We start from the raw sequence: 11,523 nt of genomic DNA on the forward strand, positions 1-11,523 counted from the left end.
GGCCCGTCAGTCACTCGCCAGAACGAACGAGGTCTGCGCCTTGGCGAACCCGGAGGCCTCCGCCTCCACCAGATAGGTCCCGGCCCCGGCCGAACCGGCAGCCGGAGTCGCGCACTCGGGCGCGCTCGGCTTGCGGTCCCACTTCAGGGTGTACGTGACGCTGCTCCCGGCGGACACCCGGTAGTAGACGCTCGCGGCATTCTTCGGGCAGTCGGCCGAGGACCAGAAGTCGGACGCGCCCCCCGCCTCCGTGATGGTCAACACGGCACTCTTGGGCCCGAGATCGACCTTGCAGTCACTGCCGGAGGAGTTCTTGGCGGTGAGCACAAAAGTAGGAGTCTGATCCGGCGAGTACGAGTTGTGAAGACTCCGCAGACTCAACTGCACAGCGCCGGCAGTGCAGTTGGGCAACGCCGAGTCGGCAGGAACCGTAGTCCCCGTACTACTGCCACCGTTGGACCCACCGGCGGACCCGGCCCCGGAGCCCCCACCACTCGCCCCACTAGCCCCAGTCGACCCACTCGCGCCGCCCGACCCGCCCGACCCACTCGCGCCGCTGGAAGAGCTGGCGCCCCCCGACTCATCGCGGCCGCCCGGGTGTTGACTGATGGCGGGACCCGTCCCCGACGGCCCGGCAGTGATCGTAGGAGCAGGCGTCTTACCGTTCTTCGCCCCACCCGCACCGTTCTTGCCGCCCCCGCCACCGGAGTTGACGATCCAGGTGATCAGCAGCGCCAGCAAGGCGACCACGGACACCATGAGGACCCTCCGTCGCCAATAGATGGAGGAGGGAAGCGGCCCGACCGGATTGCGCAGTGATCCCACGGCGCAAACTGTACGAGAGATCGGCGAGTTACCTCGCCCCACCCGCCGCCCCAGCCCCAACTTTTCCGGATCATCATTCCGGCAACCCACCCTGGAATCGGCCGGGATGGCCCACGCACCCGCAGCCGCCGACGAAACGGGAGCGGGTCGTGGCGGTACGGCGCAGCCCGCCGCGCACCCGGCACCAACCCGTCCAACCGTGACAACACCAGAGGGGCCCGACCAGCGGCGGGCTCGCCGTACCGCCACGACCTCGACCCACCCACACACCTGCGCGCGAACGCACCCGCACACCGCGGGCGACCCACGCACCAACCGCAGGCACCCCACCCACCGACCATGGCAGGATCGGACCCGCCATGACTGCGCCCACGAATCCCCCACACACCCTGTCCGCGACCGCCCCGGACGGAGCCCGCCTCCACACCCCGGTCATCGACTGGTTCGAGGACAACGCCCGCGACCTCCCCTGGCGCCACCCCGACGCCGACCCCTGGGGCGTGATGGTCAGCGAGTTCATGCTCCAGCAGACCCCGGTCAGCCGCGTCCTCCCGGTCTACGAACAGTGGCTCGCCCGCTGGCCCCGCCCCGCCGACCTCGCCCAGGACGCCCCCGGCGAAGCCGTCCGCGCCTGGGGCCGCCTCGGCTACCCCCGCCGCGCCCTCCGCCTGCACGGCGCCGCCACCGCCATAACGGAACGCCACGGCGGCGACGTCCCCACGGACCACTCCCAACTCCTCGCGCTCCCCGGCATCGGCGAGTACACGGCAGCCGCGGTCGCGTCCTTCGCCTACGGCCAGCGCCACGCGGTCCTGGACACCAACGTCCGCCGGGTCTTCGCACGCGTGGTCACCGGCACCCAGTACCCCCCGAACGCCACCACCGCCGCCGAACGCAAACTGGCCCGCGCCCTGCTCCCCCAGGACGACGACACCGCGGCCCGCTGGGCCGCGGCCTCCATGGAACTGGGCGCACTCGTCTGCACCGCGAAGAACGAGACGTGCCACCGCTGCCCCATCTCCGCCCAGTGCGCGTGGAACCTCGCCGGCAAACCGGAACACGAGGGCCCGGCCCGCAAGGGCCAGACGTACGCGGGCACGGACCGCCAGGTCCGCGGCAAGCTCCTCGCCGTACTCCGCGAAGCGCACACCCCCGTCCCGCAGTCCGCACTCGACCGCGTCTGGCACGAGCCGGTACAGCGAGCCAGGGCGCTGGACGGCCTGGTGGCGGACGGCTTGGTGGAACCCCTCCCGGACGGCCTGTACCAGCTCCCCGCGACCCGAGCCTGAAACAACCGGACACGACCCGTCACGACCTGACGCACGGTCATTTCACAGACAGGGCCCTCACCCCAACCCGCCCCACAGCCCACACCAAGCTCCCGCAACACTCCTGCACGCCCACCGCGCCAGGCAAAACACCCCATATCAACCCCAACAACCCATCCCCCTTACCCCGGACCTACTTCCGTTACACAACCGACGGACAGCCGAGCGCTCTCCGCAGGCTGCTCCGCACAGTGCCGTGACAACCCCTCCGTAACTTCGTTCGTGTACCGCAGACCGGCGGGACGGCAGCAGAGGACAACCGGCAGCAGGCGGGTCGGAAACGGGGATGGAGGCGGTTGATCATGGCGCAGGGCGAGGTGCTCGAATTCGAGGAGTACGTCCGCACCCGACAGGACGCGCTGCTGCGCAGCGCCCGCCGGCTGGTGCCGGACCCGGTCGACGCCCAGGACCTGCTCCAGACGGCGCTGGTACGGACGTACGGCCGCTGGGAGACCATCGAGGACAAGCGCCTCGCGGACGCGTACCTGCGCCGCGTCATGATCAACACGCGGACCGAGTGGTGGCGGGCCCGCAAGCTCGAAGAGGTCCCCACCGAGCAGCTGCCGGACGCGAGCGTCGACGACGCGACCGAGCAGCACGCGGACCGGGCGCTTCTTATGGACATCATGAAAGTTCTCGCTCCGAAACAGCGCAGTGTTGTCGTCCTGCGACACTGGGAGCAGATGTCCACCGAAGAGACGGCCGCGGCCCTGGGCATGTCGGCCGGTACGGTCAAGAGCACGCTGCACCGGGCGCTCGCCCGGCTCCGGGAGGAGCTGGAGGCCCGCGACCTGGACGCACGCGCGCTGGAGCGTGAGGAGCGGGAGCGTTGCGCGGCCTGAGCGACGACACCTCTGGGCCCGGGTCGAGCAGCGTCCCCGGGCCCAGCAGGGTGCGCGGAAGCTTCGAGGCGGCGTTCGCGGCGATGGCCGTGCTCGCCGCCCTCGCCCTTTTGGTGTCCGGCTGCGCCACCGGCGGCACGGGCGCCCGTGACGAGGGCCCGGCGCACTCCGACTCGGTGGCGGGCGTCGCGGAGGCCAAGTCCCCCTCGCCCTCCGCGACCGCCGACGACCACGTGGACGCGGTCAAACTCGTCATGGACGACCCGAAGGTCTCGGCGGCGGTCAAGCACGAGCTGAAGCCGTGCGTCGCCGACGAGTACGCGGTCGACGTGTCGTACGGCGAGCTGACCGGAAGCACCGCGAACGACGTCGTCGTCAACGTGATGACCTGCGGCGATGCGGTGGGGATCGGCTCGTACGTGTATCGCGACACGGGCGGGACGTACGAGAATGTGTTCAAGGCCGAGGAACCCCCGGTCTACGCGGAGATAGACCGCGGCGATCTGGTCGTCACCAAGCAGGTGTACGAGAAGGGCGACCCGGTGTCGAGTCCCTCCGGGGAGAACGTGATCACGTACCGCTGGACCTCGGGCCGTTTCGTCCAGGAGTACAGCACCCACAACGAGTACAGCAACGCGGTCGGGGGCGACGCCTCGCCCGCCCCGAGCACGAACTGAACCGACCGGAGACGATCGGGACCGACCGGAACAGGCCCCACCGGAACCTCATCGGAACGGACATCGTCGAAACCGAACCGGTGGGAACTGAACCGATCGACACTGAACCGATCGGCCGCCCCGATCCGATGCTTCAGTGAACGCGGATGCCGCCCCAGGCGTCCCATGCATGAGAACGACCCACACGAGGACTGAGAGCACCGGGATGGCAGACCAGACCCACGTCCTGTTCGTCGAGGACGACGACGTCATCCGCGAGGCCACCCAACTCGCCCTGGAGCGGGACGGCTTCGTGGTCACCGCCATGCCCGACGGGCTGTCGGGCCTGGAGGCGTTCCGGGCGGACCGCCCCGACATCGCACTGCTGGACGTGATGGTCCCGGGCCTGGACGGGGTGAGCCTGTGCCGCCGTATCCGGGACGATTCGACGGTCCCGGTGATCATGCTGTCGGCACGCGCCGACTCGATCGACGTCGTACTCGGCCTGGAGGCGGGCGCGGACGACTACGTCACCAAACCCTTCGACGGCGCCGTCCTGGTGGCCCGCATCCGCGCGGTGCTGCGCCGCTTCGGACACGCGAGCGGCAGCGACCGTACGACGGACGCGGACGCGGCCCCGGTCGGCGGCGGGGTGCTCACCTTCGGCGATCTGGAGATCGACACCGAGGGCATGGAGGTACGCAAGGCCGGCCAGCCGGTGGCGCTGACGCCGACCGAGATGCGGCTACTGCTGGAGTTCTCCTCGGCGCCGGGCACGGTGCTGTCCCGCGACAAGCTTCTGGAGCGGGTGTGGGACTACGGCTGGGGCGGTGACACCCGGGTCGTGGACGTCCATGTGCAGCGGCTGCGGACGAAGATCGGCCAGGACCGGATCGAGACGGTCCGCGGCTTCGGCTACAAGTTGAAGGCCTGAGCAGGGGTATGCGGGGGAATTCACGGCGCAGGGTCCCGTCGTTCATGGACAGAGCGGGCATCCGTACCGGCCTGAGATGGAAGCTCAGCGCGGCCATCGCGCTGGTCGGCACGCTGGTCGCGATCGCGCTCAGCCTGGTCGTGCACAACGCGGCCCGGGTCTCGATGCTGGACAACGCACGCGACCTCGCGGACGAGCGCGTCCAGATCGCGCAGCGCAACTACGAGCTGTCCGGGCGGCCGAACTTCCCCAGCATCAAGATCGACGACCCGCGGCTGCCGCCGGCGCTGCGCGAGAAGGTCGAGGAGGGCCGCCGGGCGACCTACGTCACCGACCGGCCGCACGGAGTGCCGGACATCTGGGCGGCCGTACCGCTCAAGGACGGTCACGTCATGTCCCTGCACACCGGGTTCACCGACCGCAGCACGGACATCCTCAAGGACCTCGACCAGGCCCTGGTGATCGGCTCGATCGCGGCCGTGCTCGGCGGCAGCGCACTCGGTGTCCTGATCGGCGGCCAGCTCTCGCGCCGGCTGCGCAAGGCGGCCGCCGCGGCGAACCAGGTGGCCAAGGGCGAGACGGACGTACGGGTGCGGGACGCGATCGGCGGGGTCGTACGGGACGAGACCGACGACCTCGCGCGCGCGGTGGACGCGATGACGGACGCGCTGCAGCAGCGACTTGAGGCCGAACGCAGGGTTACGGCGGACATCGCGCACGAGCTGCGCACACCGGTGACGGGTCTGCTGACCGCGGCCGAACTGCTCCCCCCCGGCCGCCCGACCGAGCTGGTCCTGGACCGCGCGAAGGCGATGCGCACGCTGGTCGAGGACGTGCTGGAGGTCGCCCGGCTCGACGGGGCGTCCGAGCGGGCCGAGTTGCAGGACCTCATGCTGGGCGACTTCGTGAGCCGCCGGGTGATCGCGAAGGACCCGGACGCGGTGGTGCACGTCGTGCACGAGTCCGAGGTGACGACGGACCCGCGCCGCCTGGAGCGCGTGCTGTTCAACCTGCTCGCCAACGCGGCCCGGCACGGCAAGCCGCCGATCGAGGTCTCCGTCGAGGGCCGCGTCATCCGGGTCCGCGACCACGGCCCCGGCTTCCCCGAGGAACTCCTCGCGGAGGGCCCGAGCCGCTTCCGCACCGGCAGCAAGGACCGCGCGGGCCACGGCCACGGCCTGGGCCTGACCATCGCGGCCGGCCAGGCCCGCGTCCTCGGCGCCCGCCTGACCTTCCGCAACGTACGCCCGGCGGGAGCACCGGACCACATCCCGGCGGAGGGCGCGGTCGCGGTCCTGTGGCTGCCGGAACATGCGCCGACGAGTACGGGCAGCTATCCGATGTTGCCGTAGCTTTCGGCGGGGGTTCGAGGTGGCGGGCTTCGGCGGCTGGTGGGTTGGGTCTTGGGCTTCGGTGGCGAGCGGGGTGGGCCTTGGCTTATGGGGGCGAGCCGGGTGGGCCTTGGCTTTCGGCGGGGGCCGGCGCGGCCGGAACCTCCGGCGGCCGTCCGGTACGGCCGTGAGCCTCCGGCGTTTATCCGGTACCGCCGTGAATCTTCAGCGGCTGTCCAGTACGGCCGTAAGTTTTCGGCGGCTGTCCGATACGACCGTGAGTCTCCAGCAGCTGTCCGGCACGACCGTGAGGCCGCCAGGGCGGGAGCGGATCAGGGCAACTCACGCGCTCCGCCGGCGGCGGGACCCCGCACCTTCCCCCACTGGCGGGACTCTCACACCAGCCCGCGGCCAAGCGGCGCCCTCACACAATCCCCGACCGGCAAGCCCATCCCCCACTCCCCACCAGCAAACCCCTCACGTGTCTCACGTGTCTCACGTACTCCCCACCATCACCTCCTCCCCCCGAGACGGCGCAGCCCCCTCCACCCTGCCCCCGAAATACCGCTCCGCGAGCTCGGCGGCCGGAACATGTCGCACCTCCCGGAACCCGCACTCACGCCCCACCGCCAGCACCTGCTCCGGCGTGAAGAAGCTCAGGAACGGTGTGCCCGCGGCACGAGCCCCTCGCACCGCGACCTCCAACTGCGCGCGCTGCTCCGGCTCCACGTCGTCGACCGGCCGCAGGAACGTCGTCACCAGGGTGGAGCCCGGGGCAAGACCGGCGACCCGGCGGAACATGGTGGTGATCGCGTCCAGGGTGAGGTACATGGTCACGCCGGTCGCGGCCACCACGGCGGGGCGCCCGGTGTCGAGCCCGGCGGCGGCCAGCTGCCCCCACCAGTCGCCCTCGAAGTCGACCGGCACGAACCGCAGCCAGTCCGGGACGTCGTACCCGAGCTCCTTGAGCCGCCGCCGCTTCCAGGCCTGCGTGCCGGGCTGGTCGACCTCGAACACCCGGAGTTTCGCGCCCAGTTCGGGCCGCCGCTGGGCGAAGGTGTCGAGACCGGCGCCGAGGATGACGTACTGCTCCACACCCCGCCCGGCCTGCTCCTCCACCACGTCCTCGACGAAACGGGCCCGCGCCACGATCGACGCGCGGATACGGCGCGTGGCGTCGACGTCCATGTCGGGACGCTCCCGCCAGTCGTCCCCGGGGTCCGCGAGCCGCAGCCCGACCTCGTCCTCGATCACGTGCGGCGGCGGATCGGCCTGGACGTGCAGGGCCCGCCACAGGGCGACCCGCACGGCCGTGTGATCCGGCTCGACCTCCGCCACCGGCTGCTCCCGGGTCATCCGAAGTCCTTCGAGAAGTCCAGTTCCGCGCTGCGCTCGGTCAGCGAGTACCAGTTGCCGCTGTCGTCGCGGAAGATCGCCTCGATGCCGTACGGCCGCTCGGTCGGCTCCTGGAGGAACTCGACGCCGCGTGCCTTGAAGGTGGCGTGGTCACCACGGCAATCATCGGTAGTGAACGCCCCCGCACCCAACACCCCTTTGCTGACCAGCTTCTTCAGCGCCTCGGCGGACTCGGGGTCGAGGCCCGGCCCGTCCAGGCTCATCAGCGTGAGCGCGAGGCCGGGCTGGTTCTTGGCGCCCACGGTGACCCACTGCATGTCGCCCATCGAGATCTCGTCGCGGATCTCCAGGTCGAGCTTCTCGGTGAAGAAGGCCTTGGTGCGCTGCTGGTCGAAGGTCCATACGGTGGCGATACCCAAGCCTTGGATCATGACTCCGCACTCCTGTCGGACGAGGTTGATGCCGAGGTGGCTTCCCGCTCATCACCGTAGGCAGGGCGGGCAGCGCGACGCTTCTTCAAAGTTGCGGTGGGGAAACCGCCGGCCCAGAGCATCGCGTAGCACCCGGGAATCAGCGCGGCCCCACGCCCCACATGCTTGACCCGGTACTCGCTCGGCGTCAGCCCGGTCCGCGCCTTGAACCGCGCCGAGAACGTACCCAGGCTGCTGAAGCCGACCAGATGACAGATCTCCGTCACCGAGAGATCGGCGCTACGGAGCATCTCCTCGGCCCGCTCGATACGCCGGTGCGTCAGATACTGGCCGGGCGTCTCGCCGTACGCCTCCTTGAAGGCCCGCAGGAAGTGGTACCGCGAATATCCGGCATGCGCAGCCACCGCTCCCAGGTCGAGCTCCGGCTCGGCCCAGTCCCGATCCATGGCGTCCTTGGCAAGACGCAACTGCCGCATTTTGTCCATACGCCGATGGTGGCACGCCCCACTGACATCACCGCCGGCCCGATGAATCCGACGGCTCCGGGGCTTCCCAATACCGGGCAGCCAGTCCGACCAATCCGGCCGCTCCGCCGCTTCCCGACACAGGCCCCACAAATCCAGCCCGTCCCGCACTTCCCAACACAGGCCCACCCATTCAGCCCGTCCGGCGTTTGAGGACGAGGCCGTTCAGGCCGATCGGGGGTCCGGGGGCGGAGCCCCCGGCAACGGACCCGCAGCCGCAGCCGCAGCCGCAGCCGCCCACACAAAAGAAGGCCCCCCGGGGCGGACACCAACCGGGGGACCTTCAGCTCACTGTCGGCAGATCAGACGGCCTCGACGATCGACGCCGGCGCCACCGATCCCGCATCCTCGCCAGGCTTAGGCGCAGCCGGCCCCGCCCCCTTCAGCGGAACCTCCTTCACGAACACCGCGGCCACCAGCGCGACCACAGCCACCACCGCCCCCAGCAGGAACGCGGAGTGGACACCCGCAGACACCGCGTGCTGATACGCCTCCCGCGCCACCGCCGGCAGCTTCGCCAGACTCGCCGCGTTGAGCGTCGCGGACTGCTCGGTCACCTTGGACCCCAGCGCACCCGCCCGCTCGGTCATGACGTCCTGGACCCGGTTGTTGAACAGCGCCCCCATGATGGCGACACCGAACGACGACCCAAGCGTCCGGGACAGGGTGCTGGTAGAGGACGCGACACCCATGTCCTTCATCTGCACGCTGTTCTGCGCGACCAGCATGGTGATCTGCATCAGGCAGCCCATGCCGAGACCGACGACGGCCATGAACACACCGGACATGAAGCGAGTCGTATCGGTGTCCATGGTCGACAGCAGATACAGCCCGACCATCATCAGCGCACTGCCGACGACCGGGAACACCTTGTACTTACCGGTGTTGGTGGTCACCCGCCCCGCGACCATCGAGGTCACGAGCATCGCGCCGAGCATCGGCAGAAGCAGCAGCCCGGAGTTCGTAGCGGACGCGCCCTGCACGGACTGCTGGTACAGCGGCAGGAAGAGCGTCGCACCGAACATCACGAACCCGGTGATGAACCCGATGATCGCCATCAGCGTGAAGTTCCGGCTGCGGAAGATGTGCAGCGGTACGACCGGCTCGGCGGCCTTGGTCTGCCAGAACACGAACCCGACGAGCGCGGCCACACCGAGCCCGATCAGTTCCATGATCCGCGCGGACGTCCAGTCGTACTGCGAACCGCCCCACGTGGTGACGAGCACGATCGAGGTGATGCCGACGGTCAGCAGCCCGGCGCCCAGGTAGTCGATCCGCGCCTGCGACCGCTTCTTCGGCAGGTGCAGCACCGCGCTGATCGCGGCGAGCGCGACGACACCGAGCGGCAGGTTGATGTAGAAGGACCAGCGCCAGCCCCAGTTGTCGGTGATGGTGCCGCCGACCAGCGGTCCGCCGATCATCGCGAGCGCCATGACGCCGGCCATCATGCCCTGGTACTTGCCCCGCTCACGCGGCGGGATGAGGTCGCCGATGATCGCCATGACGCCGACCATCAGACCACCGGCACCGAGACCCTGGATGGCCCGGAAACCGATCAACTGCCCCATGTCCTGCGCCATTCCGCTCAGTGCGGAACCGGCCAGGAAGATCACGATCGAGGTCATGAAGGCGCCCTTGCGCCCGTACATGTCACCGAGCTTGCCCCACAGAGGCGTGGAGCTGGCCGTGGCGAGCGTGTACGCGGTCACGACCCACGACAGGTGCTCCAGCCCGCCCAGCTCACCGACGATCGTCGGCATCGCCGTACCCACGATCATGTTGTCGAGCATCGCGAGCATCATCGTGATCATCAGCGCGAGCAGGACGACCCGCACGCTCTTCGGCTGTTTGCCGTCCACCTCTGGCCCGGGCGCCTCTGGCCCGGCCTCGACCCTCTGTGTGTCCGCCATCTTTCCCACTCCCCTTGATACCGCTACCGTCCGGCCACTTACTTGCCGCCCGGCTAGTTGACTACACTCAGGGAAAGTAGACCCGTAACTAGCCGGGCGTCAAGTAAGTTTGCTGGAGCATGAGACGAATGGGCGGCACCATGGACGGCACCAAGCGGCAGCGTCGCGGAGACACCCGCCAGCGCATCCAGGACGTGGCCCTCGAGCTCTTCGCCGAGCAGGGCTACGAGAAGACCTCGCTGCGCGAGATCGCCGAGCACCTGGACGTCACGAAGGCGGCGCTCTACTACCACTTCAAGACCAAGGAAGAGATCCTCGTCAGCATCTTCGAAGACCTGACCCGGCCGATCGAAGACCTGATCGAGTGGGGCCGCGACCAGCCGCACACCCTGGAGACCAAGCAGGAGATCGTACGGCGCTACGCCGTCGCGCTCGACGGCGCGACCCCGCTGTTCCGCTTCATGCAGGAGAACCAGGCGACGGTACGGGACCTGCGCATCGGCGAACGCTTCAAGGAGCGCATGCGCGGTCTGCGGGAGATCATGATCGACCCCGGGGCGAGCCTGGTCGACCAGGTCCGTTCCCTGAGCGCGATCTTCACGCTGCACGCCGGCATGTTCGCCGTGCAGGACCTCGAAGGCGACCCCGAGGACAAGCGCAAGGCCGTCCTGGAGGTCGCCACCGACATGATCACGCAGGCCCACGCGGGCTCGAAGGAGCCGTAAGGGCCGGCCCGCAGAGGCCGCACGGGCCACAGGGGCCCAAGGTGTCCCTAGACAGACACACCCTTGCCGCGCAGGAACGCGACCGGGTCTATCGCCGAGCCGTAGTTGGCGGTCGTGCGGATCTCGAAGTGCAGGTGGGGACCGCTGGAGTTGCCGGTGCTGCCGGACAGCGCGATGTGCTGACCGGTGCTGACGACCTGGCCGACCTTCACGTCGATGCGCGAGAGGTGGGCGTACTGGGAGTACGTGCCGTTGCCGTGCTTGATGACGATGGCGTTGCCGTACGCGGCACCGTCGCCCGCGCCGTTGCCGCCGGCCTTGACGACGGTCCCGCCGTGCGCGGCGACGACGTTGGTACCGCTGGCCACGGCGAAGTCCTGCCCGCTGTGGGTGGACTGCCACATGCTGCCGGCCTGGGCGAAGCTCGCGGACAGCGTGTACTTCTTCACCGGGTCGACCCAGGAGGCGGCGGTCTTCGCACTGACCGTCTTCGGCGCGACGCTCGCGGTGGCGGCGCTCGCGACCCCGGTGCCCAGCACGGCGGCGGCCCCCAGTCCGACGGCCAGGACGGCCACACGGGTGCGGAGCGGAGACGTACGGGAAGAGCGGGACGTGGCGCGCTGGAACATCGAAACCTCACGGGGGACGGGGACAGAAAAGC

12 protein-coding genes are annotated in these 11,523 nt (G+C 69.6%); 6 read left to right on the forward strand and 6 right to left on the reverse strand.

All coding sequences use genetic code 11. The features are described 5' to 3' along the window. Positions 1-6 precede the first annotated feature (6 nt). Entirely contained in the window at positions 7-825 is an 819-nt protein-coding gene (locus OG714_RS23000; RefSeq protein ID WP_406123645.1) for a hypothetical protein, read from the reverse strand. A gap of 359 nt (positions 826-1,184) precedes the next feature. Here OG714_RS23000 and OG714_RS23005 point away from each other — a divergent pair, with 359 nt between their 5' ends. From OG714_RS23005 to cseC, 5 genes are all read left to right on the forward strand, one after another. Beyond that, positions 1,185-2,114 carry an A/G-specific adenine glycosylase gene (locus OG714_RS23005; RefSeq protein WP_406123647.1) on the forward strand — a complete coding sequence of 310 codons (930 nt, stop codon included), beginning with the start codon at positions 1,185-1,187 and terminating at the stop codon, positions 2,112-2,114. A gap of 341 nt (positions 2,115-2,455) precedes the next feature. Then, positions 2,456-2,995, forward strand: a complete 540-nt coding sequence (locus tag OG714_RS23010; RefSeq protein ID WP_019064956.1) for a SigE family RNA polymerase sigma factor — start codon at positions 2,456-2,458, stop codon at positions 2,993-2,995. Further along, entirely contained in the window at positions 2,983-3,672 is a 690-nt protein-coding gene (locus OG714_RS23015; protein ID WP_406123649.1) for a hypothetical protein, read from the forward strand. Before OG714_RS23010 ends, OG714_RS23015 begins: the two co-directional genes overlap by 13 nt. Positions 3,673-3,877: 205 nt before the next feature. Continuing rightward, positions 3,878-4,585 carry a two-component system response regulator CseB gene (cseB, locus tag OG714_RS23020; protein ID WP_406123651.1) on the forward strand — a complete coding sequence of 236 codons (708 nt, stop codon included), beginning with the start codon at positions 3,878-3,880 and terminating at the stop codon, positions 4,583-4,585. Between the two features lie 8 nt (positions 4,586-4,593). Then, entirely contained in the window at positions 4,594-5,937 is a 1,344-nt protein-coding gene (cseC, locus tag OG714_RS23025) for a two-component system sensor histidine kinase CseC (protein ID WP_406123653.1), read from the forward strand. 474 nt (positions 5,938-6,411) lie between these two features. On the opposite strand, the gene OG714_RS23030 is transcribed toward cseC, so the two are convergent. The 4 genes from OG714_RS23030 to OG714_RS23045 all read right to left on the reverse strand — a co-directional run bounded on the left by OG714_RS23030 (position 6,412) and on the right by OG714_RS23045 (position 10,137). Then, a complete protein-coding gene (locus OG714_RS23030) occupies positions 6,412-7,272 on the reverse strand; it encodes a class I SAM-dependent methyltransferase (protein WP_406123655.1) in 861 nt (286 codons plus the stop codon). Further along, positions 7,269-7,703: a VOC family protein gene (locus OG714_RS23035; RefSeq protein ID WP_406123657.1), complete on the reverse strand. Its 435-nt coding sequence runs from the start codon at positions 7,701-7,703 to the stop codon at positions 7,269-7,271. The genes OG714_RS23030 and OG714_RS23035 overlap by 4 nt, the downstream gene beginning before the upstream one ends. Beyond that, on the reverse strand, positions 7,700-8,179 hold the full coding sequence (locus OG714_RS23040; RefSeq protein WP_406131912.1) for a helix-turn-helix transcriptional regulator: 480 nt from the start codon (positions 8,177-8,179) through the stop codon (positions 7,700-7,702). The genes OG714_RS23035 and OG714_RS23040 overlap by 4 nt, the downstream gene beginning before the upstream one ends. A 350-nt stretch (positions 8,180-8,529) precedes the next feature. Next, the gene (locus OG714_RS23045) at positions 8,530-10,137 is read right to left on the reverse strand and encodes an MDR family MFS transporter (protein WP_406123659.1); all 1,608 of its coding nucleotides are present in this window, start codon (positions 10,135-10,137) and stop codon (positions 8,530-8,532) included. 128 nt (positions 10,138-10,265) lie between these two features. On the opposite strand from OG714_RS23045, the gene OG714_RS23050 reads away from it, so the two are divergent. After that, entirely contained in the window at positions 10,266-10,862 is a 597-nt protein-coding gene (locus OG714_RS23050; protein ID WP_406123661.1) for a TetR/AcrR family transcriptional regulator, read from the forward strand. Between the two features lie 47 nt (positions 10,863-10,909). On the opposite strand, the gene OG714_RS23055 is transcribed toward OG714_RS23050, so the two are convergent. Then, the gene (locus OG714_RS23055) at positions 10,910-11,491 is read right to left on the reverse strand and encodes a M23 family metallopeptidase (RefSeq protein WP_406123663.1); all 582 of its coding nucleotides are present in this window, start codon (positions 11,489-11,491) and stop codon (positions 10,910-10,912) included. Between the last annotated feature and the right edge of the window lie 32 nt (positions 11,492-11,523).

This window comes from Streptomyces sp. NBC_00989 (assembly GCF_045162655.1).
In the GTDB taxonomy this organism is placed as follows: Bacteria; Actinomycetota; Actinomycetes; order Streptomycetales; family Streptomycetaceae; genus Streptomyces.